The following is a 25,664-nucleotide window of genomic DNA, read 5'->3' as shown; positions in this document are numbered from 1 at the left end:
CATCAGGGTAAGACCTCCGGGTGGTCAGATCTCCTGGTCGCTCGGGCCACCACCGCTGCTGACGGCACGGGAGGGCGAGCGGATCACGAGCACCGACTCCACCGGTTCATCGGACAGCGCCGCGTAGCCGTGAGCGACGTCGCTCACCCACTCAGCGGTCTCCCCCACCCCGATCTCGACCTCCTCGCCGGCCCGCCCGACCCGAGCCCGACCACGGGTGAGAAGGAGGTGCTCGACGACTCCCGGCCCGTGGGGCACGGACCGGTGGTGGGCGCCGGCGTCCAGGACCAGCCGGTAGACCTCCACGGTCGCCTCCCCCGACTCCCGGACGTCGAGCAGCAGGGCCTCCACTCCCGGCGAGGTGACCCGGGCGCCCGGGCGGTCCGCCAGCAGCGACGACAACGGGAGCTCCAGCGCCCCGGCCAGCGCGTACAGGGTGGACAGGGTCGGATTCCGCTGCCCGTTCTCGACCTCGGACAACGAGCCTTTGCCGATCCCCGCCAGATCCGCCAGGGCGCCGACCGAGAGGCCGCGCTCCCGCCGGGCGACACGCAGGCGCTGCCCCACCAGCCGCGCCAGATCCTCCATGGGCTCACTGTAGGTCTCCGCGGTCGGGTCGGCGGGCCCGCCGGCAGCGAGCGGGACCGGCTCAGCCGTGCTCTTCCTCGGGGTCCAGGGTGTGCCGCTGAACCGCCATCAACCGGGCGACGGCGGCGTTCCCGGCCTGCTGCTGCAGATCGAGCAGCGGGTGCTGGGGCTCGTCGTCCGTGCGCCGCTGCACGTGCGGACGGACGTCGCCCTCGCGCTCGTCGTGAGCATGTCGTGCGGTGTGCGGGGTCATCGTCGTTCCCTCCTGATCGGTTCGAAGGCGCCGGTGTGCTCGGGGTACTCCTCGGCGGAGAGGGGTGGATAGAGCCAGACGGCCTGGTAGCCGAGGTCGCCGCTGTCGAAGACGGTGAGACCACGGTCGAGATGGCACCTCTGGTCGCCGCCCGGGACCGGGCCGCGGCCGTGCGCATGGACGATGTCGGGCTCTCCCAGGGCGTTGAGGACGGCCTCCCAGGACGGGTCGACCGCCGGCTCGGACAGGGCCACCAGGTCGAGCTCACCGTCAGTGGTCCAGCGCAGCCGCACGGGGTAGGGCTGTCCGACGACCGTGATGACGGTCTGCAGCCTCTCCCGCCCGCCGACCCGGATCGGTGCGGGTGCCAGCCGGGCACCGAGGGCGTCGCCGAGGGCGGTCGGGGACAGCCCGCCGGACCACCACCACCGGTCGAAGCGGCCGGCCATCGCCGCCAGGAAGGCGTCGGAGCTCATCGCGGCAACCGCGATCCGCCGAGCACGGCGGTGTTGCCCCGGAAGTACGCGGCTCGCATGTTCGGCAGCCCGATCAGCGCCTCGATCTGTTCCGCCTCGACGAGCTCCGGGTAGTGGCCCGGCGGTCCGCCGACCGAGGACATGTCGACGTCGGCGTCAGCGGTGCCTTGGATCCGCTGCCGGAAGCCTCGGTTGGCGGCGATCTCGTTGGGGAACACGGAGTTCCAGGCCTTCAACGTGAACAGGTCGGTGAACCCCTCCTGGTACGTGGTGACGTGGTGGGAGTCGGTGAGCCCCTCGTACCACGCCGTGTAGGTCGGGTGTGCCGTGGTGTGCAGGTACTCATGGAGCATCGTCTTGAACAGACCCCAGTAGATGCCACGCGTCTCGCGTGCCGTGCCGCCCTCACGGGCCCGGATGGAGACGTTGCCGCCCTGGGCGACCCCACCCCACATGCGGTCGATCAGCCGCAGCCGGCGCTGTCGTTCGGCGGTGGACATGCCCACCGCGGCCAGCGCCGCGCGCTCGTTGGCCAGCGCGGGGGCTGAGCGGCCCGAGTAGTGGTCGATCAGCCGGTTCTCGATCGCCTGCGACGCTACGGCGTCCTCGAAGGAGTTGTGCGCGGCCTGGACGTTCGAGACCGGTGCCTCCGCGCCCTCGTTGACGAAGTACCGCGTCATGTCGACCGGATCGCCGGCGATGGTGGTGCGATCGGACAGGTTGCCGGCGGCGAAGCTGAGCGACGGCGCCGGCCTGGATCCGTAGTCGCCGAACTGCGCGTCCACCCGGGCCTTGGCCTCGGTGGCGATGCCCTCCACGTGCCCGCCGGGGCGCGTGTCCATCGGGTTGCGTCGACTCCAGACCTCGTAGTAGGCGAACTCGGCCAGCATCTGCTGATGCAGACCGCGGATCAGGTCCTCGTAGTAGCGCGCCGGGATGAAGGCCGGTGGAGGTAGCCCGGCCGCGGCCGCGGCCGCTCGGGCGGCGGCGACCGCCGGTGGCGTGAGGATCGCCTCGACCCCGGTCTCCCTGGCCGGCGTCGACGCGGTGACTCCAGCCGCGCCGGGCGAGGCCAGCTCGCCGGCCAGGGCGGTCAGGTAGCCGTACGTGAGCCACAACGAGACGGGAACTCCCCCGATCGGGTTACGGGTGCGCAACGCCCTCAGGGCCACAGCGCCTTGGGCGTGGGTCTGCAGCACAGCCCGCAGCCGGGGCTCCGGGATCCTCGAGGCGATGACGAGCCCCAGCACCGGCTGAGCAGACGTCTGGAACACGTCGACCAGCCGGTTGCCGAGCGCGTCGTTGCTCTGAGCGCTCTCCAGGATGCCGATGATCTGCCGCGCCTGCGGATCCGCGAGCAACCCGGCCGCCCCGACAGCGACCTCGAAACCGTCGACCGACCCTCTGACCTGTCGAAGCAGCGCTGTCTGCCGATCGGTCGACCAGCCGCTCAACCGAGACGCAGCGGCGGGCAACCTGGTCGAGAGCGCGGCACCCCGCGCGGCCAGCAGGCGGCGCAACCAGGTCAGCGCGTCGGCCCGCGACTCGCGCTGGACGATGACCTGCCCGGGGCTCGACTCCTCCCGAAGGGAGGTCAGGGCCGCCTGGTTCCCGGCCGCGAAGCGGTTGACCGCGGCAGCCGGCAGGCCGGCGCTCGGCCGGGTCGTGGCCCGTGCGGTGGTCGGCGCCGCCCCGGGGACCCGGTAGGACCTGGTACCCACGGATCTGACGATAGGCGAGTGCCCGGCGGCGACGAAGCGCCGCGGACCGAGAGTGTCCCTCGATCGTCGATTCCTGCCCGATCGGGCATGCCGCACCGATCCACGTCGCACCGAGCGGCGTTAGGGTTCTGTCTATGGAACAGGTATCACGGCCGGTGATCGCCGGTGTCGTCGCCGCCCTGGTCGGCTTCACCAGCTCGTTCGCCGTGGTGCTGGCCGGGCTGCGGGCGGTGGGGGCGACGCCGACCCAGGCCGCCTCCGGGCTGCTGGTGCTCAGCCTGGCCCAGGGACTGGGCATCGTGTGGCTGACCCTGCGGCACCGGACTCCGCTGATCCTCGCCTGGTCGACCCCGGGCGCGGCGATGCTGGCCACCACCGGCGCGGTGGCCGGTGGCTGGGCCGCCGCCGTCGGTGCGTTCCTGCTGGTGGGTGTGCTGATCCTGGTCACCGGGCTGTGGCCCGCTCTGGGCCGCCTGGTGGCCGCGATCCCGACCGCGCTGGCCCAGGCGATGCTCGCCGGGGTGGTGCTGTCCCTGTGCCTCGCCCCGGTGCACGGGCTGGCGGCCGAGCCGTGGGCGGTCGCCCCGATCCTGGTCGGTTGGCTGCTGGCCACCCGGTTCGCGCCGCGCTGGGCCGTGCCGATCGCCTTCGCCCTCACCCTGGTCGTGATCGGCGTCGGGGCCGGTAGTGACCTGGGCGCGGCGCTGGTGGCACCGACCCTGACCTGGACGGTGCCGACGCTGACCTCGCCGGCGGTGCTCAGCCTCGCGCTCCCGCTCTACCTGGTGACCATGGCCAGCCAGAACGTGCCGGGGGCCGCCGTCCTCTCCTCGTACGGCTACCGCGTCCCGTGGCGGGAGTCGATGGCGGTGACCGGGGTCGGCACCCTGGCCGGGGCGGTGTTCGGCGGTCACGCGGTCAACCTCGCCGCCATCACCGCCTCGATGACGGCCAACCCCGACGTGCACGCCGACCCGGCCCGGCGCTGGGTGGCCGCCCACGCCGCCGGCTGGACCTACCTGGTGCTGGGGATCGTCTCGGCGCCGCTGACGGCTTTCGTCAGCCTGGCCCCGCCGGACGTGATCGGCACGGTCGCCGGCCTGGCCCTGCTCGGCACGCTGGCGGCCGCCCTGGTCGGCGCCCTGACCGCCGCCGAGGGACGGGAGGCGGTGACCGTCACCTTCGTGGTGGCCGCCTCCGGCACGGTGATCGGCGGCGTCGGCGCCGCGTTCTGGGCGCTGCTGGCCGGTCTGGCCGTCCGGGCGGTGCTGTCCCGACGCGGGAGTGGCGAGGCGTCACCGACGACGGTGACGACGTCACGCTGACGGGGTGCTGTCCTCGTCCTCGTCGGACGCCTCGTCCTCGTCGCCGGCCACCAGCTGGAACCCAGCGGCGGCCAGGTCGTCAGCCAGGTCGTCCTCGATCAGCAGATCCTCGCGCACCTGACCGGTCCGGTACGCCGTCCGGCTCACCATGTGCGCGGCGACCGGTGCGGTGAGCAGCTGCAGGATCGCCACCAGCACGAGGATGCCCAGCGCCTGGAAGTTCTGCAGCGACAGGGCCACCCCGGTCACCACGAACAGCAGCCCCAGGGTCTGCGGCTTGGTCGCCGCGTGCATCCGGGTGAGGACGTCGGGGAACCGGACGAGCCCGACCGAGGCGGCGAAGCAGAGCATCGCCCCCAGCAGCAGGAAGACCGCCCCGAGGATGTCCAGGACCGGGTTCACGTGCCCGCACCTCCGCGCTCGGAGTGGGTCGGCGGGGAGGTCGGGACGTCCCACTTCTTCGCCTTGTCCCGGTCGGCCACGAATCGGGCCATGCTCAGCGACCCGGCGAATCCGAGCAGCGACAGCACCAGCATGATCGGGATCGTGGTCGTGTGGTGGTTCATCGCGGCCTCCATGGCCAGCGCGGCGATGACCACCGCGACCACCACGTCGGCGGCCACCACCCGGTCCAGGGTGGAAGGACCGCGGGACATCCGGATCAGCGTCATCACCATCGCCGCGGCCAGGAAGACCACGCCGACGGCGATGATCACGTTCGCCACGGTCATGACTGGTCCCTCTCGGTTCGGAGCGGCCTCTCGGAGCGCAGGGCCGCCACCTCGTCGTCGGAGCCGAAGGACCGCACCACGCGCTCCTCGGCCTCCAGCACCTTGCGGCGGGCGGCGGCGATGTCGGCGGCGGAGCGGACGTCCATGACGTGCAGGTACACGACGCTCTCCTGCCGCCGCGCCTCCATCACCAGGCTGCCCGGCACCAGCGAGACCAGCTCGGAGGTGAGCGTCAGATAGAGGTCGGAGTGCGTCCGCAGATCCACCCGGACCACTGCGTTGCGCATGGTGTGGCCGAAGTGGAAGGCCTGGGCGGCGACCACGAAGCTGGACCGGACCAGGTCGAGCAGCAGGATGGCGATCATCTTCGCGTGCGGCCAGAGCCGGAACCGTCCGTGGAAGTCGATCGGCGGCAGCGGGAACACCCAGGTGATCAGCAGGCCGAGCAGGAAGCCGGAGACCAGGTTGGCCAGCGACAGGTCGCCCCACAGCAGCACCCAGAGCACCGCGGTGAGCAACGACATCCGCAGCTGCGGGCGGCGTCGCACCGATGCCGGACGGCGCTGCCCCGGCTCACCGACCACCTCGGCGGCCGCCTGCTCGCGGTCGGTTCCGTCGGTACTCATCGCACTCCCGCCGGCAGCACGGCCTGCACGTACGGCAGCCCGCTGAGCATGTCGGCCGCGGCCCGGTCGGCGTAGCCGTACAGGGGTCCGGCCACGAACGTGATGCCCACGCCGATCAGCACCAGGAAGCCGGTGGTGACCACCATCCCGCGCGGCAGCACCACCGAGCGACGACGCACCACCAGCGGGTTGCCGCTCGGCGTGCTGTCGGGGACGCCGCGCCAGAAGGCGCGGTTCCAGACCTTGGCCATCGCGTACAGGGTGAGCAGACTGGTCACCACGCCACCCGCGACGAGCACGTACGCCAGTGCCCCGCCGTGCTGGACCCCGGCCTCGAGCAACCCGATCTTGCCCACGAAACCGGACAGGGGTGGGATGCCGGCCAGGTTCATGGCCGGGATGAAGAACAGCACACCCAGGATCGGCGAGAGGGCGGCGAGCCCGCCCAGGTCGTTCAACGAGGTGCTGCCGCCCCGGCGCTCGATCAGCCCGGTGACCAGGAACAGCGTGGTCTGGATGGTGATGTGGTGGGCGGTGTAGAAGATCGCGCCCGCGAAGCCGGCCTCGCTGGCCAGCGCCACCCCGAAGATCATGTAGCCGATGTGGCTGACCAGGGTGAAGGACAGCATCCGCTTGATCTCGGCCTGGGCGATCGCGCCGAGGATGCCGATGATCATGGTGGCCAGCGCCGCCCACATCAGCAGGTCCGACAGCGGCGAGCTGGGGAACAGCAGGGTCTGGGTGCGGATGATCGCGTACACACCGACCTTGGTGAGCAGACCCGCGAACACCGCGGTGACCGGCGCGGGTGCGGTCGGGTAGGAGTCGGGCAACCAGGCCGACAACGGGAACACCGCTGCCTTGATCGAGAAGACGCTGAGCAGCAGCAGCTGGAGGACCAGCTGGACGTCCGGGGGCAGGGCTGGCAGCCGCTGGGAGAGCTGAGCCAGGTTGACGGTCCCACAGGCGGCGTAGACGGCGGCGATCGCGATCAGGAAGAGCAGCGAGGACAGCACGCTGACCAGGACGTAGGTGGTGCCGGCCCGGATCCGCTCCCCCGTGCCCCCGAGGGTCAGCAGCACGTAGGAGGCGAACAGCAGGATCTCGAAGCCGACGAACAGGTTGAACAGGTCGCCGGCCAGGAACGCGTTGGAGACGCCGGCCGCCAGCACCAGGAACGTCGGGTGGTAGATGGAGACCGGTGTCTCCCGCTTGCGCTCCTCGACGTCCTGCCCCATGGAGAAGACCAGCACGGTGAACGTGACGATGGAGGACACCAGCAGCATCAGCGACGACAGCCGGTCGGCGACCAGGGCGACCCCGAGGGGCTCCGGCCACGCTCCCACCCACAGGACGATCGGTCCGTGGCGGTCGGTCAGCACGACCAGGCTGGCCGCGACCACGACGACGATCAGCAGCACCGAGCTGGACACGGCCCGCTGGGCCCGGGGGTGGCGTCCGAGGATGAGGGCCAGTCCGGCGCCCAGCAGGGGCAGCAGGACGGGGAGCGGCAGCAGGTTGTTCACGAGCCGGTCCCTCCGACGCCTTGTCCGATGATGTCGTCGGTGGCTTCCTCCGCCGAGTCCCGGCGCTCGTCGCCGTCGGCGCCCCCGCCGGGTTGTCCGTCGCCGGGTTGTCCGTCGCCGGCGGCCCCGTGGGCCCGCCGGGCGGGGTCGGCACCGGTGCCGCCGGGGGGCCCGCCCGAGTCGTCGCTGGAGTCCTCGGAGCCCTCCACCGCCGGGTCCGGCTCCGAGTCGTCCTCCGACGGCAGCGACCGGTCGTCCTCGTCGAACGACGCCGACGCCAGGTCGGCCTCGGCCAGCCGGACGATCTGGCGGTCCTCCACGTCGTCGGCGACCTCGTCGTGGCCGTTCAGCTGGAAGCTGCGGTAGGCCATGGTCAGCAGGAAAGCGGTCAGCCCGAGGGTGATCACGATCGCTGTCAGCACCATCGCCTGCGGCAGCGGGTCGGAGATGTCCCGGCCCCGCTCGGTGTCGATGAACGGCGCGCCGCCGGGCTGCCCGGAGGCGATCAGGAACAGCAGGTTGACGCCGTTGCCGGCCAGCAGCACGCCGACCAGGATCCGGGTCAGCGACCGCTCCATCATCAGGTAGACCCCGGCGGTGATCAGCACCCCGGAGACGATCATCAGGGTCAGGCTGGAGCTCATCGCCGCCACCCCTGGCGTGCGCGAACGGCGAACCGGCGGCTCATCGGATCCCCGCCCGGAGCGCGGCCGCGCGGGCCCGGGGCCCGCTGATCTGCGGGGACGGGGTGCGGTCCTCCTCCTCGTGCTGGTCGATCCCCGACCCGAGACTGCGGGCCAGGTCGAGCATCACGCCGATCACCACGAGGTAGACGCCGATGTCGAAGACCACCGAGGTGACGAAGTGGATCTCCCCCAGCAACGTCACGGTGCCCCCGGGGGTGGGCAGGTAGCTGAGGTACGGGGCGTTGATCACCACGTCGAAGCTCTGACCGATCCGGCCGCCCACCAGCACCGGAGCCAGCGAGCTCAGCCCGGCGGTCAGCAGGCCGGCGCCCAGCACCCGACCGGCGTCGACTGGGGCGGCCTCGTCGAGCTCGTGCCGCCCGCCGGCCAGATAGCGGATGGTCAGGGCCAGGCCGGCGATCAGCCCACCGGCGAAGCCACCGCCGGGGTTGTTGTGACCACTGAACAGGAAGAAGAGCGAGGTCAGGATCATCACCGGGAACAGCAGCCGGGTGACCACCTCGAAGATGATCGAGCGCTTGATCGGCGACAGCTGCTCCGTGCCGCGCAGCCAGGTCATCCGGCCCTGGGTGCTGTTGGCCGGGGCGGACTCGGGACGCCGGAAGCTGCGTCGGCGCGGCCGGCCGGCACCGCGGGGCGGCTCCAGCTCGGTGTAGCGGCGCCGGATGAAGATCAGGCTGGCCACGCCGGTGGCCGCCACCACCAGCACGGAGATCTCGCCCAGGGTGTCCCAGGAGCGGATGTCGACGAGGGTGACGTTGACGATGTTCTTGCCGTAGCCGAACGTGTACGCGGCCTCGTAGAAGGCCTCCGACACTGGGGTGGCCACCCGGGCACCCGCGGCCAGGTACACGGTGGAGACCACCGTGAAGCCGACCAGCAGCGCGATCACCAGCCGCCACCACCGGGACGAGTGCAGGGGCCGGTCGGTGAAGTACTTGGGGAGCTTGCGCAGCACCAGGACGAACACCACCAGGGTCACCGTCTCCACCAGGACCTGGGTGAGGGCGAGGTCCGGGGCGCCGTGCAGCAGGAACATCAGGGCGGTGCCGTAGCCGGTGACGCCGACCAGGATGACCGCCTTCAGCCGCCCGCGGGAGCTGGCCGCCAGCACCGCGGCGACGATCATGGTGGCGCCGACCAGCACCTGGCCGGGCGTGTCCCAGGGCCGCAGCGAGCTCGGCCAGGCCGGCAGGGTCAGCAGGACCGAGCCGGGCAGCACCACCAGCACCAGCATGATCGTGCCCAGGTAGATGGGCAGCGAGCCGCGTTGCGTCCGGGCGGTCACCTCGACCGCGGACCGGTCGATGCCCCGCATCAGCGCCTGGTAGACCTCCTCGGCCTCCTGCGTCTGCGGGAAGGTGGCCTGCACCCGGCCGATCCAGCGACGCCGGACGAACAGCAGCACGCCGACCCCGAGAGCGAGTGCGGACAGGGCCAGCGGGGCCGTGAACCCGTGCCACAGGGCGATGCCGTGGCTGGGCTCCCCCACCTCGGCGGTCTCGGCCAGGGGGTCCAGCAGCTCGGTCAGTGACGGCCCGACGAAGCCGCCGACCAGAGAGGCCGCGGCCAGGACCAGCGGCGCGAGGCCGAACCCGAACGGCTCGCGGTCGACCGCTGTCGGCAGCACCCCCGGCTTGGTGCCGAACGCCCCCCACAGGAACCGCAGCGTGTACGCGACGGTGAGGGCGGAACCGGCGACCAGGGCGGTCATCAGCAAGACGGCGGGCAGCGGCGCGATACCGGTCTGGTCACCGTCGGGCAGCAGGTAGACCAGCGACTCGAAGGCCGCCTCCTTCGCCGTGAAGCCGATCAGCGGCGGCACGGCGGCCATCGAGGCCGCGGCCACAGCCGCGGCCCCGGCCACCAGCGGCAGCTCGCGCGCGACGCCGGACAGCTTGCGGATGTCCCGGGTCCCGGTGGAGCGGTCGACCACCCCGACCACCAGGAAGAGCGCCGCCTTGAACAATGCGTGCGAGATCACCATGGCCACCCCGGCCACCATCGCGGAGCGGGTGCCGAGACCGCACATGGCCATCAGGAAGCCGAGCTGGCTGACGGTCCCGTACGCGAGCAGGAGCTTGATGTCGTACTGCCGCAGCGCCCGCCAGGCGCCGAGGATCATCGTGACCGCTCCGAGGGTGAGGACCAGCGGGCGCCAGCCCGGCAGGTCGGCGAAGACCGGGGCGAGCAGCGCCACCAGGTAGACGCCGGCCTTGACCATGGCCGCGGCGTGCAGGTAGGCGCTGACCGGGGTGGGCGCGGCCATCGCCCCGGGCAGCCAGAAGTGGAACGGGACCTGCGCGGACTTGGTGAGCGCACCGACGAGGAGCAGCAGGACCGCGACGACGGCCACCGTGCCGGTGCCGAGCCGGTCGGGCTGGGCCAGCACCGCGGACAGCGAGAAGGTGCCGGCGGTGACGCCGATCATGACGATCCCGACCAGCATGGCCAGGCCGCCGAACGTCGTCACCATCAGGGCCGTCAGGGCCGCGCGCCGGTTAGCCCCGCGGGTCGGGTTGTGGCCGACCAGCAGGTAGGAGAAGACCGTGGTCAGCTCCCAGAACACGTACAGCAGGATCAGGTCGTCGGCGGTGACCAGGCCGAGCATCGCCCCCGCGAAGGCGACCAGCAGACCGCCGGTCCGGGCCGGCACGTCGGCGCCGCTGAAGTACCAGCGGCAGTAGAACAGCACCAGGGCGCCGACCCCGGTGACCAGCAGCGCGAGCACCCACTGCAGGGTGCCGATGTGGTAGGCCAGATCGACCCCGAGGGTCGGGATCCAGGGGACCCGCTCGGTCAGGTACCCGCCCGGCACGATGACCGGCGCCTGCGCCACCAGCCAGCCGAAGGCCGCCGCGGGCACCGCCGCGAGCACGAAGAACGCCCGCGCGCGCAGCACTCGCACCAGCAGTGGCGCACAGCACGCGACCGCGAAGTGCACGGCGATGAGAAAGGTCACGTCGGCCTCTCGTCGTCGGGGCGGGCGGGGGGCTCGGTGGTGGAGGTACGACCCTATCGGAGGTCGACAACCCGGATCGCCCGCTGGACCTGCCCCCGGACGTGAGGAAAGACCGCTGAACCGGACCCCGGAGACCCCGGGTTGCCTGCCCCCGGCCCGGACGGGCAGGCTTGCGGCATGAGTGCAGATCAGGTCCGCGGGGCCGTCGACCAGCGTCTCGACGGAGACGACACCGCCCCGGCCGGGAACGAGTTCGTCATCTTCAGCAAGCCCGAGCTGGGTCGGCTGTCGCCGGCGGACACCGACAAGGTGTGGGACCTGTTCGCCGGTGCCCTCGGCTCGTACGGGGTCACCGTGCACCGCACCCGGATCCTCACCGGGGCCGAGCTGGACAGCAGCGGCGTGATGGCCGAGCACTACGGGGTGATCAACAAGATCTCCCGACTGGGCCGGCCGTCGCTCACCGAGGCTGCGGAGCAGGCCCTCGTCGAGCAGTACGGCAGCGAGCTCGACGCCGGCGCGCTCGTTCTGGGCGGACACCAGTTCCTGGACTCCTACCCCGAGTTCGGCCCGTACTCCCTGGGTGTGCTGTTCGCCAACCTGTCGGTGGGTCGGCTCGGACCGGGCACGTACGCCGGTCTGGTCACTGTCGATGGTCAGCCGGTGATCGTGCTCAACGGGTTCCACCCACGGCAGCTCAGCTTCTTCACCGCCGACGACACCGTGTGCGTCTTCCTGCACGCCAGCAGCGCCACGGCGTGGGAGTCGCTCCGCGCCGACCTGATCGGGACGACCGACCCCGCCAAGGCCGACTCGACCTCGATCCGCGGCACGCTCTTCGCCGATCCCGCCGGCTTCGGGCTGGCCACCGTCTCCTCCAACTTCAACGGCGTGCACATGTCCGCCGGTCCGCTGGAGGGTCTGGCTGAGCTCACCCGCTTCTTCGGCGGCTCGTTGACCGACTGGACGTTCGCGGGCGAGCTGGCCTCGGCGGGTGTCTCGGCGGACCGGATCGCCGAGCTGGCCGACAACCCGAACCTGGAGGCGAACGGCGAGCGTGGCTCCGCGTTCGACCTGACCGAGGGTCTGGACGCCGAGCCGGCGGCCACCCTGCTGGCGGGCGCGAAGCCCGCCGCCTGAGACTCGCCGAGGGCGGGCCCGCTGGCGTCGAACATTCCGTCATTCGACGGCATCTGGTGCAGTCGGCGCCCCTTGACGTCGAACATTCCGTCATTCGACGGCATCTGATGGAGCCGACCCCACTCGACGTCGAACATTCCGTCACTCGACGGCATCCCGGCGGGCTGGTGCCGCCGCGTCAGGTGGCCGCTGTGTCAGGTGGCCGCTGTGTCAGGTGGCGCGGGCAGCCGCCTGCGCGTCCAACCGGCGGCCGAGCACGAAGCAGAGCACCCACAGCCCGGCGAACATGCCGCCGACCACCCACATCGACGGGGTCAGCAACCCGAGCAGGATGCCGACCGGCTGCGCGACCCAGCCGACCAGGTAGCCGATCGGCTTGCGCATCAGGCCCGACGCCACCAGGGCCAGGAGCGCGGCCCCGCCCCCGCCCAGCGCGGCCGCTGTGGGAGCGACCCCGGACACCAGGATCATCACCGGCACGGCCAGACCGAACACGACGACCTCGAAGAGCAGCACGCACAGCAGCACCACCCGCATCGGGTTGCCGGCCGGCAGCGCGTACCTCATCGGCCGGCGCCCTCGCCCGGCCCCGTTGAGCCAGGGTCCTGCTGGTCGGCGTCCCACTCCTCGTACCGACTCGGGTCTTCCGGGTCGTCGGCGAACGGGTCGTCATCGGCGAACGGGTCGTCGTCGGGTTCGGGGGTGAGCGTCTCGCCCTCCACCGCCACGCCGGTCAGGTCGGCGTCGACCAGGTCCTCGTCGACCGGCGTGTCGTCGTCCAGGTCGGCGACCTCGGTCTCGTCGTCCACCCAGTCGTCGTCGGGATCGGCGGTGTCCTGGGCGGCGGCGGCGACGGCGTCGTCGGCCGCCTGCTGCCGGACCAGCAGGGTCCGGGCCTCCCCGACCAGGACCACCGAGCCCGTCACCAGCACACCCGCCGCGCCGACGCCGTCGGCCTCGGCCAGGGTCACGGCGGTCTCCAGGGCGTCATCGAGCCGACGCGCGACGGTCACCCGCTCGGCGCCGAAGAGACCGGCGGCCAGCTCGCCGAGCTCGTCGGCGGGCATCCCGCGGCTGGTCGAGGCCACCTGGGTGACCACGATCTGCTGCATCACCTCCGACCAGACCTCGAGCATCCCGCGGACGTCCTTGTCACCCATGGCGGCGATCACCCCGATCAGGGGGGTGAAGGCGAACGCCTCGGTGACGGCCGCGGCCGCGGCCCGGGCCCCGTGGGGGTTGTGCGCGGCATCCAGCACCACTGTCGGCGAGCGCCGTACCACCTCCATCCGTCCCGGCACGGTGACACCGGCGAACCCCTCACGGACCAGGTCGGGGGCCAGGGCCTTCATGCCCAGGAACGCCTCGGCCGCGGCCAGCGCCTGCGCCGCGTTCGCGGCCTGGTGGGCACCGTAGAGCGGCAGGAAGACCTCGTCCACCGGACCCTCGGCCCCGTTCAGCCGCAGCAGCTGACCGCCCACGGCAGGGACCCGGTCCAGCACGCCGAACTCGATGCCCTCGCGCTGGACCAGCGCGCCGACCTCGGCGGCCCGCTCCAGCAGGACCTGGGCGGCCTCGGCCGACTGACCGGCCAGCACGGCCAGCGCGCCCGGCTTGATGATGCCGGCCTTCTCGGTCGCGATCTCGGTGATGCTCGAGCCGAGCAGGTGGGTGTGGTCCAGGTCGATCGGGGTGATCACGGCGACGTCCCCGTCGGCCACGTTGGTGGCGTCCCAGGTGCCCCCCAGCCCGACCTCGATCACCGCGACATCCACCGGGGCATCGGCGAAGGCGGCGTACGCCATCGCGGTCACGATCTCGAAGAAGGTCATCGACACGCCGTCGATCTGCTGGGTGTCGACCAGGTCGACGTACGGGGCGATCTCACGGAACAGCTCGTCGAAGCGGGCCTCGCTGACCGGCTCACCGTTGATGACGATCCGCTCGGTCACCGAGGTCACGTGCGGGCTGGAGAACCGGCCGGTGCGCAGACCCGTGGCGCGGAGCAGTCCCTCGATCATGGCCGCGGTGCTGCCCTTGCCGTTGGTCCCGGTGACGTGGACGACCGGGTACGCGCGCTGCGGGTCACCGAGGAGCTCGGTCAGGGCCGCGATGCGGCCGAGGCTGGGAGCGACCCGGTGCTCGGGCCAGCGGCTGGTCAGGGCGGCGACGATCTCGGCGTGCGAGGCGTCCTCGGACGGGGTGGGAGTGTGCGACATGGCCCTCTGAGTCTAGGGCGCGGCCCCACCCGGGCGGACCGGGTGACTCCCGGTGCGATGTCGCACCGAGATCCACCCACTAGGGCCTCGATCCACCCACGGTGGCCTCAGGAACCCGTCGGGACCGCGGTGACGGCGCCGAGCCGCTCCGGTGCGTCGTCGTCGCAGCCGGCGAAGAAGGCGCCGACCACGTCTTCCAGGTGGTCCACGGACTCGGCGGCGAACAGGACGGGCTGATAGGTGGTGATGTCGTAGTGCTGGGTGGCCATGGCGGTCAGCTCCAGCGGACGGATCTCCATCTCCGCGAACTCGTCGATCTCGCCGTAGCTGGAGCAGATCCCCGCTCCGTACGCCTTGAGCTCCCCCCGGTCGTACATCACCCCGAACTCCATGGTGAACCAGAAGACGTCGGCGATCACCTGGACGGTCTCGGCCCGCTCTGCCCGGGCGACCGCCGCCCCGGCAGCCCGGGTGACCTCGGCGAAGCGTGGACTGGCCAGCTGGTTCCCGTGGCCGAGCACCTCGTGGATCACATCCGGTTCGGGGGTGTAGAGCGGCTGGGAGGGGTGCCGCACGTACTGCGTGGAGTGGAAGACCCGGTCCCCCAACGAGGAGTAGAACTCCCGCAGCTCGACCAGGCCGGGCGCGGCCACGTAACGGAAGCCGGTCAACGCCTGCAGGGCCACCGACACCTCGTCCAGCTGCGGGATCCGATCGGTCGGCAGCCCCAGCCGCTCCTTGGCGGCCAGGTACTCCGGGTGGGCCCGCCGTCGGTGCTTCTCGGACAGCTCGGCGCTGACCTGGCACCAGATGGCGGTCTCGCCGTCGGTGTAGTCGATCCGCGGCAGCGGTTCACCCGGCCGCCAGGCGACGGCCCGGGCGGCGATGGCATTGCGGCGAGCCCGGTAGTCGGCGTCGTGGAAGCCGGGGTGGTCGGCACCCAGGTGCACCTCGACGGTCCCGTCGTCGTGGTGCGACACCGGCGAGTAGAGCTGAGCCTCCTCGAACACCTGCGACCTCCTCGTCGTGCAGCGCTGCCGAACCACCAGCACACCACTCCGACCGGTACGCCGACAGGCTGCGCACCCCGACTGAGCAACTTTTGCACCGGAATCCACATCTGACGTGGATAGCGGTGCAAAACGCCCAGTGGGGGACGGGGCACGGTGAAACGAGTTCGTCGGGTCCGGTCGCGGCTCCCTAGAATCTCCCCATGCCTGCCACGCCTGCTGCCCCGAGTCTCGACGCGCCCACCACCGGTGCGCGCGTCGTACCGGACAAGCCGGCCCTGGAGGGCCTGGAGGACAAGTGGTCGGCCGCGTGGAAGGCCGACGACACGTACGCGTTCGTGCGGCCCGCGGGCGATCCGGCGCAGGCCCGCAGCCGGGTGTTCAGCATCGACACCCCGCCGCCCACGGTGTCGGGCTCGCTGCACGTGGGCCACGTGTTCTCCTACACCCACACCGACCTGATCGCCCGCTACCAGCGGATGCGCGGCCAGCACGTGTTCTACCCGATCGGCTGGGACGATAACGGCCTGCCCACCGAGCGCCGGGTGCAGAACTACTACGGCGTGCGCTGCGATCCCTCCGTGCCGTACGACCCCGACTTCACCCCGCCGGCCAAGCCGGACCCGAAGCGCCAGCTGCCGATCAGCCGCCGCAACTTCGTCACCCTGTGCCACGAGCTCACCCACATCGACGAGAAGGCGTTCGCCGACCTCTGGCAGCGGGTGGGCCTGTCGGTGAACTGGGGCGGGCTCTACACCACCATCTCCGACGAGTCGGTGCGCATCTCCCAGCTGGCCTTCCTGCGCAACCTCGGTCGTGACGAGGCGTACCTGTCCGAGGCCCCGACCCTCTGGGACGTGACCTTCCAGACAGCCGTGGCCCAGGCCGAGCTCGAGGCCCGGGACTACCCCGGCGCCTACCACAAGGTGGCCTTCACCAGGCCCGACGGCGGCCAGGCCGTGATCGAGACCACCCGGCCGGAGCTGATCGCCGCCTGTGTGGCCCTGATCGCGCACCCCGACGACGAGCGGTACGCCGACCTGGTCGGCACGACGGTGACCAGTCCGGTGTTCGGGGTGGAGCTGCCGGTGGTGACGCACGAGCTGGCCGAGCCCGACAAGGGCTCCGGGGTGGTGATGTGCTGCACCTTCGGCGACCTGACCGACGTGACCTGGTGGCGCGAGCTGCAGCTGCCCGCCCGGGTGATCATCGGCCGGGACGGCCGCATCCTGCGCGACCAGCCGAGCTGGATCGCCGACGGCGATCGGTGGGCCGAGCTGGCCGGCAAGACCACCTTCGGCGCCCGCGAGCAGATGGTGACCTGGCTGCGGGAGTCGGGCGCCCTGCTCGCCGACCCCACGCCCACCCAGCGCAAGGCGAACTTCTACGAGAAGGGCGACAAGCCGCTGGAGATCGTGTCGACGCGCCAGTGGTACCTCCGCAACGGCGGCCGCGACGACGCTCTCAAGGCCGACCTGCTGGCTCGTGGCCACGAGCTGGCCTGGGTGCCGGAGCACATGCGGTACCGCTACGACAACTGGGTGGGGGGCCTGAACGGCGACTGGCTGATCTCCCGGCAGCGCTTCTACGGCGTGCCTTTCCCGGTCTGGTACCCGTTGGACGCCGACGGCGAGCCCAGCTACGACGCCCCGCTCCTGCCGACCGAGGCCGAGCTCCCGATCGACCCGAGCTCGCAGGTGCCGACCGGCTACACCGAGAGCCAGCGCGGCGAGCCCGGGGGCTTCATGGCCGACCCGGACGTGATGGACACCTGGGCGACCTCGTCGCTGTCGCCGCAGCTGGTCTGCGGCTGGGAACGCGACCCGGAGCTGTTCGCGCTGACCTTCCCGATGGACCTGGCTCCGCAGTCGCACGACATCATCCGCACCTGGCTGTTCGACCGGGTGGTGCGCGCCCACCTCGAGCACGACTCGCTGCCGTGGACCCGGGCCGCCATCTCCGGCTTCGTGATGGACCCGGACCGCAAGAAGATGTCGAAGTCCAAGGGCAACGTGGTGGTGCCCACCGAGGTCCTCGACACCTACGGCGCCGACGCGGTGCGCTGGCGGGCGGCCCGGGCCCGACCCGGACTGGACTCCCCCTTCGACGAGAAGGAGATGAAGGTCGGCCGACGGTTGGCCATGAAGGTGCTGAACGCGTCCAAGTTCGTGCTGGGCTTCGCGGGCGACGCGGCGGCGGCCGACCTCGCCCGGGTCACCGAACCGCTGGACCGGGCCCTGTTGGCCGGGCTGGAGCGGGTGGTGGTCGAGGCCACCGCCGCCTTCGACGCCTACGACTACACCGGTGCCCTGGACGTCACCGAACGGTTCTTCTGGGCCTTCTGCGACGACTACCTGGAGACGGTCAAGGAGCGGGCGTACGGCGAAGGCGACGGAGCCGACTCGGCGCAGGCCGCGCTGGCCGTCGCGCTGCGGACGGTGTTGCGGCTGCTCGCGCCGATCATGCCGTACGTGACCGAGGAGGTGTGGTCGTGGTGGCAGGACGGCTCGATCCACACCGCCGCCTGGCCGACCGCCGACGAGGTGGCCGTCGACGGCGACGCGTTGCTGCTGGACGATCTGGCCACCGCCCTGGCCGCCGTGCGCGGGGCGAAGTCCCAGGCCAAGGTGTCGATGCGGACCGAGGTCGCCCGCGCCGAGCTCACCGGGCCGGCCGAGGTGCTGGACCGGCTGAAGGAGATCGAGACCGACCTGCGGGCCGTGGGACGCCTGACCGGAGAGCTGCAGTGGTCCGCGGCCGACGTGCCCCTCGTCGTCGATGTGCAGCTGGCGGACGCGCCGGCCTGACGTCTCGCCCGCCCGGACCAGGATCGGAGGCTCATGATGCGCATCGCCCTCGCCCAGCTGGTGGCGGGCGCCGACCCGTACGCCAATCTCGAGCTGGTGGCCGACCACGCGCGGCGCGCCGCCGAGCAGTCAGCCGACCTGCTGGTCTGTCCGGAGGCGACGATGCGCTGCTTCGGTCTCCCGTTGGGCGAGATCGCCGAACCCTCCGACGGCCCGTGGGCGAGCCGGCTCGCCGAGATCGCCGCGGCCCACGGGCTGGTGGTCGCCGCCGGCATGTTCACCCCGGCTGACGACGGTCGGGTGCGCAACACCCTCCGGGTCGTCGGCCGGGGGATCGACGCGAGCTACGACAAGATCCACCTCTACGACGCGTACGGCTTCGCCGAGTCCGACACGGTGGCACCCGGCGAGGAGCTCCTGGTGGTGGAGGTCGACGGTGTCGGGGTCGGCTTCGCCGTCTGCTACGACGTGCGCTTCCCCGCGCTCTTCACCGCCCTGGCCGACCGCGGCGCCCGGCTGATCTGCCTGCCCGCCTCCTGGGGCGCCGGCCCGACCAAGCTCGAGCAGTGGGAGGTGCTGGTCCGGGCCCGCGCCCTGGACAGCACCTGCTTCGTCGCCGCGGTCGACCAGGCCGACCCGAGCACCATCGGCTTCCCGACCCGCGGCAGCGCCCCGACCGGGATCGGACACTCCCTGGTGGTCTCCCCCGGCGGTCAGGTGGTCGACTCGCTGGGTGCCGAGCCCGGCCTGCTGGTGAACGACATCGACGTCGCCGAGGTCGACACCGTCCGGCGGTCCATCCCGGTGCTGGCCAACCGTCGTCTTTGACGCGCCGCTCTCCCCCACTTCTCAAGCGACGCCGGCCCCGTTCGAGGTCAGGAGTCCTGGCGGGCGGGCCGCGAGTCCTGCAGAGCGGCGGCCAGGGTCACGGCGTCGTACGCGCCTTGGTGACGCCGCCCGTTGACGTAGAAGGTCGGCGTGCCGTGCACCTCGGACGCCTCGGCGTCGATCGCGTCGTCGTCCACCCGGTTCTCGTAGCGGCGCGTGCGCAGGTCCTCCTCGAACCGCTCCACGTCCAGCCCGAGCGTGACCGCGTACGCCCGCAGGTCGTCCGGCTCCAGCGCGTCCTGGTGCCCGAACAGCTCGCCGGCCATCTCCCAGAACCGGTCCTGGGCGGCGGCGGCCTCGCTGGCCAGGGCCGCTGCCCGGGCGTGCGGGTGCACGTGCTCCAGCGGCAGGTGGCGGAACACGTAGCGGAGGTCGTCACCGAGCCGGCGCCGGAGCTCGGCGATGGACCCTGTCGCCTTGGAGCAGAACGGGCACTCGAAGTCCCCGTACTCCACCAAGGTCAACGGGGCGTCCACCGGGCCGCGGATGTGGTCCCGCTCCGGGTCGACCGGGCGGAGCAGCTCGACCGGTGGTCCGCTGAGGGCGGCGTCGGCCCGGCCGAGGAAGAAGATCCCGGCGCCGAGTCCGGCGGCGATCAGCGAGGCGGCGAACACCCCGACCCGGGCCTGGTCCTGGAGCGCCGGGTCGTCCAGCGCCAGGTCGACGATGAACAGCGAGATGGTGAACCCGATGCCGGCCAGGGCGGCCCCGCCGCCCAGCTGCTTGTGCGTGAGGCCCGGGGGCAGCTCGGCCCACGGGGTACGGGCGGCCAGAGCGGCGCCCAGCAGCACCCCGAGCAGCTTGCCGACGACCAGACCGGCGATCACGCCCCAGGTGAGCCTGGAGGTCGCCGCAGCCGCCAGGGCGTCACCGGACAGGGACACGCCGGCGTTGGCCAGCGCAAACAGCGGGAGCACGACCAGCGCGATCAGGGGGCGGAGCAGCACCTGCAACCGCTCGTTCATGGCCACCGAGCCACTGAGCTGACGACGGGCCAGCCGCTCGGACTCGGCGCTGGGGCTCTGCCGGAAGGCGCGGGTGACAGCCTCGGCCCGTTCGACCGCCTCCCGCTTCGGCGGGTAGACCGGCAGGATCAGCGCGATCGCCACCCCGGCCAGCGTCGCGTGGATCCCGGACTCGTAGACGGCGACCCAGGTCAGCACACCGACCGCCAGGTAGACGCCGTCGCGACGGACGCGCAGCCAGCGGAGCAGCCCGATCAGCGCCAGACCGACCAGACCGAGACCCAGCCAGCCCCAGGACAGGGAGGCCGTGTAGAACAACGCGATGATCGTCAGGGCGCCGATGTCGTCGGCGACCGCCAGCGTGACCAGGAACAACCGCAGCCGGGTGCCGGGCTTCGGCCCGACCAGGGCGAGCAGGGCCAGCACGAACGCGGTGTCGGTGGAGACGACCACACCCCAGGCGTGCGCGGCCTGCGTGCCGGCGTTGAAGACCCAGAAGATCAGAGCCGGCGCAGCCAGACCGGCGATCGCGGCCACGATGGGCACGGCGGCTCGGCGGCGGTCGGTCAGCTCCCCGATCGTGAGCTCGCGTTTGACCTCCAACCCGACGGCGAAGAAGAACAGGGCCATCAGCCCGTCGTTCACCCAGTGCTTGAGATCGAGCAGCAGCTCGTACGGCCCGAGCAGCACACCGGCCTCGATGTGCCAGAACGTGTCGTAGGACGCGCCGATCGGTGAGTTCACCCAGAGGATCGCCAGCAGCGTCGCCGCCACCAGGACCGCCGCCGACGCGACCGCGCTGTCGGCGATCCCGGCCAGCGTGGCGGCCACCCGCTGGGTGAGACCCTGACTGCGCTGTTGCATCCGCGGCAGCATCCCGACGGTGTCGACGCTCATGCCGACCACCGGGGTGACCGGGTCCCCGGACGAGGGATCGGCTCGCTGGTCCGTCTCGGCCACGTCAGCAGGTTCCTCTCGATCGTTCGAGCGGGGCCGTCAGCGTCGACGGTCGGCGATCAGGCCGACTTCTCCCGGCGCTCCCGCTTGGCGAACTTGTCCCGGGGCACCAGGGTCGGCAGCACCGACTCCTTGACCACGTCGGCGTTGATGATCACCTGCGCGACGTCGTCCCGGCTGGGCACGTCGTACATGATGTTGAGCAGGACCTCTTCGAGGATGGCGCGCAACCCGCGGGCGCCGGTCCCCCGCAGCAGGGCGAGGTCGGCGATCGCCTCGATCGCGTCCGGGGTGAACTCGAGGTCGACCCCGTCGAGGTCGAACAGCTTCTTGAACTGCTTGACCAGCGCGTTCCGCGGCTCGATCAGGATCCGGATGAGGGCGTCGCGGTCCAGCGGGCTGACCGAGGCGATCATCGGCAGCCGGCCGATGAACTCGGGGATCAGACCGAACTTGACCAGGTCCTCCGGTCGCACGTCGTGGAACGGGTCCTCGGACGGGTCCTTGCGGCTCTCCAGGTCGTTGTTGAAACCCAGCGGCCGCTTGCCGACGCGGGAGGAGATGATGTGATCCAGTCCCGCGAACGCCCCACCGACGATGAAGAGCACGTTGGTGGTGTCGATCTGGATGAAGTCCTGGTGCGGGTGCTTGCGTCCGCCCTGCGGCGGCACCGAAGCCGACGTGCCCTCGAGGATCTTGAGCAGCGCCTGCTGCACGCCTTCGCCGGAGACGTCGCGGGTGATCGACGGGTTCTCGCTCTTGCGGGCGATCTTGTCGACCTCGTCGATGTAGATGATGCCGGTCTCGGCCTTCTTCACGTCGAAGTCGGCGGCCTGGATGAGCTTGAGCAGGATGTTCTCGACGTCCTCGCCGACGTAGCCGGCCTCGGTCAACGCCGTGGCGTCGGCGATGGCGAACGGGACGTTCAACATCTTGGCCAGGGTCTGCGCCAGATAGGTCTTGCCGCAGCCGGTGGGGCCGATCAGCAGGATGTTGGACTTGCTGAGCTCCACCCCGTCGTCCTCGGACCGGCGGGACGGGTTGGCGGCCTGGGCCTGGACCCGCTTGTAGTGGTTGTAGACCGCGACGGCCAGGGCCTTCTTGGCGCCGGTCTGCCCGATCACGTACGTGTCGAGGAACTGGCGGATCTGCTGCGGCTTGGGCAGGTCCTCCAGGAGGCCCACCTCGGTGCCCTCGGAGAACTCCTCCTCGATGATCTCGTTGCAGAGATCGATGCACTCGTCGCAGATGTAGACGCCGGGTCCGGCGATGAGCTTCTTGACCTGCTTCTGGCTCTTCCCGCAGAACGAGCACTTGAGCAGATCGCCGCTCTCTCCGATTCGGGCCACGCCCCGCCTCCTCTTCCTCCGGTCCGGGCTGCACTGCGCGAACCATCACGATAACGGCCGACACCCCTGACTGCGAGGACCCGCAGACGGGGCGCCGGGTGCCCGGCCGCCAAAGGGGGGCCGGGCCGGGTGGATCAGGCGGGGACGGCCTTGAGCGAGGTCAACACGCCGTCGATGATCCCGTAGTCCTTGGCCTGCTCGGCCGTGAGGTACTTGTCGCGTTCGATGTCGCGGCTGACCTCCTCGGTGGTCTTGCCCGTGTCGGTGGCCAGCATGTCCTCCATCAGGGACCGGATCCGCAGGATCTCCTTGGCCTGGATCTCGATGTCGGAGGACTGTCCGTAGCCGCCCTCGGTGGCCGGCTGGTGGATCAGGATCCGGCTGTTCGGCAGCGCCAGCCGCTTGCCCTTGGTCCCGGCCGCCAGGATCACCGCCGCCGCCGAGGCAGCCTGTCCCAGGCAGACAGTCCGCACATCGGGCTTGATGTAGCGCATCGTGTCGTAGATCGCGGTCAGTGCGGTGAACGAGCCACCCGGGGAGTTGATGTAGATCTCGATGTCCCGGTCGGCGTCCATCTGCTGCAGGCACAGCAGCTGGGCCATCACCGCGTTGGCGATCTCGTCGCTGATCGGGGTGCCGAGGAAGATGATCCGGTCCTCGAACAGCTTGGTGTAGGGGTCGATCCGGCGCATGCCGTACGACGTGCGCTCTTCCCACTGCGGGATGTAGTAGTCCATGGTCGGGGCGAACTGGCGATTCTCCACGACCGGCGCGAACCGCTGGGTGTCGAAGGTGCTCATGTGTGTGTCAGATCCCTTTACTGGTTCGGCGCTTCGTCGGAACGGATCTGCGCCGCCGCCGTGAACACGTGGTCGATGAGCCCGTAGCCCTTGGCCTGCTCGGCGGTGAACCAGCGGTCACGGTCGGAGTCGGCCTCGATCTGCTCCAGGGTCTGACCGGTGTGCTCGGCGATCAGCCGCTGCATGGTGGCCTTGATGTGCAGCGACTGCTCGGCCTGGATCCGGATGTCGCTGGCCGTGCCACCCAGACCACCGGACGGCTGGTGCATCATGATGCGGCTGTTCGGCAGCGCGTAGCGCTTGCCCTTGGTGCCGGCACAGAGCAGGAACTGCCCCATCGAGGCCGCCAGACCCATGGCCACCGTGGCGACGTCGTTGGAGATCCAGTTCATGGTGTCGTAGATCGCCATGCCGGAGTCGACCGAGCCACCGGGTGAGTTGATGTAGAGGTAGATGTCCTTGGTCGGCTCCTCGGCGTTGAGCAACAGCATCTGCGCGCAGATGGCGTTGGCGTTCTCGTCGCGGACCTCGGAGCCGAGGAAGATGATGCGGTTCTGCAGCAGCGACTGGTAGACGTTGTCGTCGAGGCCGATGCCGCCGGATCGACCGGCGGCGCGCGGGCTCAGGCCCGGCAGCGACCCGTTCGGGAGGTGTGCGTTCACGTGAGCGAACCTACCCCGCAGCTGTGGGTGGACCGAGGGATTTGGCCCCGTGTTCGCTGTCGGCGCACACGCCCCGCCGTCGTCGGAGCAAGTGCACTCCGACATCGTCGACCGGAGTGCAGGACCCGGAACGAACGACGATGGTCAGGGCCGGATCGGTGATCCAGTCCTGACCATCGTGTCAGTGGCTCCGTGTTCCCCGAGAAGTCGTTCCCCCGAACTGCGATCTCGTGGAGCCGCGCGCTACGACGAGGTCCGAGCGACCTCCCCTGATCTGGTTCACGGGCCCGGCTCGCCATGGCGCACGGATCATCGTGCCCAGCCAACCTCGTGCCCGCCTTGGCGGTAGATCCAGATAACCTCAGGATCTGCTCAGGACCAGCGCAAGACGGGCCAGAGGAGACACCTCCCCTGGCCCGTGTCGGTGCCACCAGCCCTGGTCGGGCGCCTGCGTCTGGGCTGATCAGGCGTGCGTCCCGCCGATCAGGCCTTGTTCTCGGTGCTGTCCGCGTCGTCCGCGCCGGTTCCCTCGTCATCGGACTCGACCACGGAACCCTCGAGCACGACGTCCTCGGCCGCGGCCGGGTCGCCCAGGCTCCCGTCGGGCTGGATCCGGGCCAGGTCGATCTGCTCACCGTTGCTGTCGGTGACGGTCGCCGCCTCGACGATGGTCGCCAGGGCCTTGCCCCGGCGGATCTCCAGCATGTACTCGTCGATGTGGTGAGGGTGCTCCTGCATGTGGGCGATGATCTGCTGCGGGGCCGTCCCCTCCTGCTGCGCACGCTGGAAGATGTGCTGGGTCAGGTCGTTCTGGTCGACGGTGACCCCCGTCTGCTCGGCCGTCTTGTCCAGCACCAGCTGCGCCTTCATGGCGTCCGCGGAACGCTTCTCGACCCCGGCCCAGAAGCTCTCGGCGTCCTCGGCCTCGCCGGTCTCGGCCAGGTAGTCGTCGAGGTCGATCCCGGCGCCGTCGAGCTGGGACTGGATCTGCTCCTTGCGGGCGTCCACCTCGGAGCTGATGACGTTCTCCGGCAGGTCGATCTCGAGCTGCTCCAGCAGGTTCTCCAACACCGCGTCGCGGGCCCGGGCGGCCTGGTCGAGACGCCCGGCGTTGGCCAGCCGTGCGGCCACGTCGTCGCGCAGCTCGTCCAGCGTGTCGAACTCCGACGCGGTCTGGGCGAACTCGTCGTCCAGCTCGGGGAGCTCCTGCTCCTGCACCTGGGTGACGGTGACGTGGATGTCGGCTTCCTCACCCTTCTGCGCACCACCGACCAGGGTGGACACGAAGTCGGCCGACTCGCCGGCGGACAGACCGGTCACGGCCTCGTCCAGACCGTCGAGCATGCCGCTGGTGCCGATCTCGTACTCCAGACCCTCGGCAGTCGCGTCGGGCAGCGACTCGCCGTCCTTGCTGGCGACGAGGTCGATGGTGACGACGTCGCCGGTGGCGGCGGCGCGCTCGACCACGGACTTCGAGCCGAACCGCTGCCGCAGGGCCGTGAGCTGGGTGTCGATCTGCTCGTCGGTGACCTCGATCGGGTCGACCGTGGCGGTCAGGGTCGAGAACTCGGGCAGGTCGAACTCGGGACGGACGTCGACCTCGGCGGTGAACTCGATCAGATCGCCGTCCTCCAGCTTGGTCACCTCGACCTCGGGCTGGGCCAGCGGGTTGAGGTTGTTCTCCGAGACGGCCTCGCCGTAGAACTTCGGCAGCGCGTCGTTCAGCGCCTCCTGGATGATGGCTCCGCGGCCGAACCGCTGGTCGATCACCATCGGCGGGACCTTGCCCTTGCGGAAGCCGGGGATGTTCACCGACTTGGCGATCTCGCGGTAGGCCTTGTCCAGGCTGGGCTTGAGGTCGTCGAAGGACACCTCGACGGTGAGCTTGACCCGGGTGGGGCTCAGCCGGTCGACACTGCTGGGCACGCTAGGAACTCCTGAAGATGGGATCG

22 protein-coding genes are annotated in these 25,664 nt (G+C 70.9%); 4 read left to right on the top strand and 18 right to left on the bottom strand.

Annotation, left to right across the window (positions count from 1 at the left end):
- Positions 1-24: 24 nt before the first annotated feature.
- From ABD714_RS03430 to ABD714_RS03415, 4 genes are all read right to left on the bottom strand, one after another.
- On the bottom strand, positions 25-588 hold the full coding sequence (locus ABD714_RS03430) for a helix-turn-helix domain-containing protein (protein ID WP_344810860.1): 564 nt from the start codon (positions 586-588) through the stop codon (positions 25-27).
- A 61-nt stretch (positions 589-649) separates the two neighbouring features.
- Positions 650-841: a hypothetical protein gene (locus ABD714_RS03425; protein WP_344810859.1), complete on the bottom strand. Its 192-nt coding sequence runs from the start codon at positions 839-841 to the stop codon at positions 650-652.
- The gene (locus tag ABD714_RS03420) at positions 838-1,317 is read right to left on the bottom strand and encodes a hypothetical protein (RefSeq protein WP_344810858.1); all 480 of its coding nucleotides are present in this window, start codon (positions 1,315-1,317) and stop codon (positions 838-840) included. Before ABD714_RS03420 ends, ABD714_RS03425 begins: the two co-directional genes overlap by 4 nt.
- On the bottom strand, positions 1,314-3,038 hold the full coding sequence (locus ABD714_RS03415) for a hypothetical protein (RefSeq protein ID WP_344810857.1): 1,725 nt from the start codon (positions 3,036-3,038) through the stop codon (positions 1,314-1,316). Before ABD714_RS03415 ends, ABD714_RS03420 begins: the two co-directional genes overlap by 4 nt.
- Positions 3,039-3,172: 134 nt before the next feature.
- On the opposite strand from ABD714_RS03415, the gene ABD714_RS03410 reads away from it, so the two are divergent.
- Positions 3,173-4,363 (top strand): benzoate/H(+) symporter BenE family transporter, encoded by a 1,191-nt coding sequence (locus ABD714_RS03410; protein ID WP_344810856.1) that lies wholly within the window; start codon positions 3,173-3,175, stop codon positions 4,361-4,363.
- Here the strand turns inward: ABD714_RS03410 and mnhG are convergent.
- The 6 genes from mnhG to ABD714_RS03380 are packed head-to-tail and all read right to left on the bottom strand — an operon-like array spanning position 4,355 to position 10,915.
- Complete coding sequence (gene mnhG / locus ABD714_RS03405) at positions 4,355-4,765, bottom strand: monovalent cation/H(+) antiporter subunit G (RefSeq protein WP_344810855.1); 411 nt, start codon at positions 4,763-4,765, stop codon at positions 4,355-4,357. The two genes, ABD714_RS03410 and mnhG, sit on opposite strands and share 9 nt — an antisense overlap.
- A complete protein-coding gene (locus ABD714_RS03400) occupies positions 4,762-5,094 on the bottom strand; it encodes an MrpF/PhaF family protein (RefSeq protein ID WP_344810854.1) in 333 nt (110 codons plus the stop codon). Before ABD714_RS03400 ends, mnhG begins: the two co-directional genes overlap by 4 nt.
- Positions 5,091-5,720 (bottom strand): Na+/H+ antiporter subunit E, encoded by a 630-nt coding sequence (locus ABD714_RS03395; protein ID WP_344810853.1) that lies wholly within the window; start codon positions 5,718-5,720, stop codon positions 5,091-5,093. The genes ABD714_RS03400 and ABD714_RS03395 overlap by 4 nt, the downstream gene beginning before the upstream one ends.
- Complete coding sequence (locus tag ABD714_RS03390) at positions 5,717-7,246, bottom strand: Na+/H+ antiporter subunit D (protein ID WP_344810852.1); 1,530 nt, start codon at positions 7,244-7,246, stop codon at positions 5,717-5,719. Before ABD714_RS03390 ends, ABD714_RS03395 begins: the two co-directional genes overlap by 4 nt.
- Positions 7,243-7,890, bottom strand: coding sequence for a Na(+)/H(+) antiporter subunit C (locus ABD714_RS03385; RefSeq protein WP_344810851.1), 648 nt, complete (start codon positions 7,888-7,890; stop codon positions 7,243-7,245). Before ABD714_RS03385 ends, ABD714_RS03390 begins: the two co-directional genes overlap by 4 nt.
- A gap of 40 nt (positions 7,891-7,930) precedes the next feature.
- Positions 7,931-10,915 carry a Na+/H+ antiporter subunit A gene (locus tag ABD714_RS03380; RefSeq protein WP_344810850.1) on the bottom strand — a complete coding sequence of 995 codons (2,985 nt, stop codon included), beginning with the start codon at positions 10,913-10,915 and terminating at the stop codon, positions 7,931-7,933.
- A gap of 177 nt (positions 10,916-11,092) precedes the next feature.
- On the opposite strand from ABD714_RS03380, the gene ABD714_RS03375 reads away from it, so the two are divergent.
- Positions 11,093-12,055, top strand: coding sequence for a hypothetical protein (locus ABD714_RS03375; RefSeq protein WP_344810849.1), 963 nt, complete (start codon positions 11,093-11,095; stop codon positions 12,053-12,055).
- A 210-nt stretch (positions 12,056-12,265) separates the two neighbouring features.
- Here ABD714_RS03375 and ABD714_RS03370 read toward each other — a convergent pair whose 3' ends face one another.
- The 3 genes from ABD714_RS03370 to ABD714_RS03360 form a co-directional block, all read right to left on the bottom strand.
- Positions 12,266-12,622 (bottom strand): DUF4233 domain-containing protein, encoded by a 357-nt coding sequence (locus ABD714_RS03370; protein ID WP_344810848.1) that lies wholly within the window; start codon positions 12,620-12,622, stop codon positions 12,266-12,268.
- A complete protein-coding gene (locus ABD714_RS03365; RefSeq protein WP_344810847.1) occupies positions 12,619-14,274 on the bottom strand; it encodes a bifunctional folylpolyglutamate synthase/dihydrofolate synthase in 1,656 nt (551 codons plus the stop codon). Before ABD714_RS03365 ends, ABD714_RS03370 begins: the two co-directional genes overlap by 4 nt.
- Before the next feature lie 107 nt (positions 14,275-14,381).
- Complete coding sequence (locus ABD714_RS03360) at positions 14,382-15,284, bottom strand: phenylalanine 4-monooxygenase (protein WP_344810845.1); 903 nt, start codon at positions 15,282-15,284, stop codon at positions 14,382-14,384.
- A gap of 203 nt (positions 15,285-15,487) precedes the next feature.
- Here ABD714_RS03360 and valS point away from each other — a divergent pair, with 203 nt between their 5' ends.
- A complete protein-coding gene (gene valS / locus ABD714_RS03355) occupies positions 15,488-18,091 on the top strand; it encodes a valine--tRNA ligase (RefSeq protein ID WP_344810844.1) in 2,604 nt (867 codons plus the stop codon).
- A gap of 33 nt (positions 18,092-18,124) precedes the next feature.
- Entirely contained in the window at positions 18,125-18,919 is a 795-nt protein-coding gene (locus tag ABD714_RS03350) for a carbon-nitrogen hydrolase family protein (RefSeq protein ID WP_344810843.1), read from the top strand.
- 47 nt (positions 18,920-18,966) lie between these two features.
- On the opposite strand, the gene nhaA is transcribed toward ABD714_RS03350, so the two are convergent.
- The 5 genes from nhaA to tig form a co-directional block, all read right to left on the bottom strand.
- Complete coding sequence (nhaA, locus tag ABD714_RS03345) at positions 18,967-20,904, bottom strand: Na+/H+ antiporter NhaA (protein ID WP_344810842.1); 1,938 nt, start codon at positions 20,902-20,904, stop codon at positions 18,967-18,969.
- Positions 20,905-20,960: 56 nt separating this feature from the next.
- Positions 20,961-22,250, bottom strand: a complete 1,290-nt coding sequence (clpX, locus tag ABD714_RS03340) for an ATP-dependent Clp protease ATP-binding subunit ClpX (RefSeq protein WP_344810841.1) — start codon at positions 22,248-22,250, stop codon at positions 20,961-20,963.
- A gap of 134 nt (positions 22,251-22,384) precedes the next feature.
- Positions 22,385-23,050, bottom strand: a complete 666-nt coding sequence (locus ABD714_RS03335; RefSeq protein WP_344810840.1) for an ATP-dependent Clp protease proteolytic subunit — start codon at positions 23,048-23,050, stop codon at positions 22,385-22,387.
- A 17-nt stretch (positions 23,051-23,067) separates the two neighbouring features.
- Positions 23,068-23,712 carry an ATP-dependent Clp protease proteolytic subunit gene (locus tag ABD714_RS03330; RefSeq protein WP_344810839.1) on the bottom strand — a complete coding sequence of 215 codons (645 nt, stop codon included), beginning with the start codon at positions 23,710-23,712 and terminating at the stop codon, positions 23,068-23,070.
- Between the two features lie 483 nt (positions 23,713-24,195).
- The gene (tig, locus tag ABD714_RS03325; RefSeq protein ID WP_344810838.1) at positions 24,196-25,638 is read right to left on the bottom strand and encodes a trigger factor; all 1,443 of its coding nucleotides are present in this window, start codon (positions 25,636-25,638) and stop codon (positions 24,196-24,198) included.
- Positions 25,639-25,664 lie beyond the last annotated feature (26 nt).

Origin of the sequence: Microlunatus aurantiacus (genome assembly GCF_039536605.1) — a bacterium.
Classification (GTDB): Bacteria; Actinomycetota; Actinomycetes; order Propionibacteriales; family Propionibacteriaceae; genus Microlunatus; species Microlunatus aurantiacus.
This window is presented reverse-complemented; position numbering and strand designations above follow the sequence as displayed.

Excerpts from the sequence above, each read along its gene's own strand:
- valS (WP_344810844.1), top strand. The coding sequence starts at position 15,488 with ATGCCTGCCACGCCTGCTGCCCCGAGTCTCGACGCGCCCACCACCGGT.
- ABD714_RS03395 (WP_344810853.1), bottom strand. The coding sequence starts at position 5,720 with ATGAGTACCGACGGAACCGACCGCGAGCAGGCGGCCGCCGAGGTGGTC.
- ABD714_RS03410 (WP_344810856.1), top strand. The coding sequence starts at position 3,173 with ATGGAACAGGTATCACGGCCGGTGATCGCCGGTGTCGTCGCCGCCCTG.
- ABD714_RS03335 (WP_344810840.1), bottom strand. The coding sequence starts at position 23,050 with ATGAGCACCTTCGACACCCAGCGGTTCGCGCCGGTCGTGGAGAATCGC.
- ABD714_RS03350 (WP_344810843.1), top strand. The coding sequence starts at position 18,125 with ATGATGCGCATCGCCCTCGCCCAGCTGGTGGCGGGCGCCGACCCGTAC.
- ABD714_RS03425 (WP_344810859.1), bottom strand. The coding sequence starts at position 841 with ATGACCCCGCACACCGCACGACATGCTCACGACGAGCGCGAGGGCGAC.
- ABD714_RS03385 (WP_344810851.1), bottom strand. The coding sequence starts at position 7,890 with ATGAGCTCCAGCCTGACCCTGATGATCGTCTCCGGGGTGCTGATCACC.
- ABD714_RS03370 (WP_344810848.1), bottom strand. The coding sequence starts at position 12,622 with ATGAGGTACGCGCTGCCGGCCGGCAACCCGATGCGGGTGGTGCTGCTG.
- ABD714_RS03420 (WP_344810858.1), bottom strand. The coding sequence starts at position 1,317 with ATGAGCTCCGACGCCTTCCTGGCGGCGATGGCCGGCCGCTTCGACCGG.
- ABD714_RS03365 (WP_344810847.1), bottom strand. The coding sequence starts at position 14,274 with ATGTCGCACACTCCCACCCCGTCCGAGGACGCCTCGCACGCCGAGATC.
- ABD714_RS03430 (WP_344810860.1), bottom strand. The coding sequence starts at position 588 with ATGGAGGATCTGGCGCGGCTGGTGGGGCAGCGCCTGCGTGTCGCCCGG.
- ABD714_RS03400 (WP_344810854.1), bottom strand. The coding sequence starts at position 5,094 with ATGACCGTGGCGAACGTGATCATCGCCGTCGGCGTGGTCTTCCTGGCC.
- ABD714_RS03375 (WP_344810849.1), top strand. The coding sequence starts at position 11,093 with ATGAGTGCAGATCAGGTCCGCGGGGCCGTCGACCAGCGTCTCGACGGA.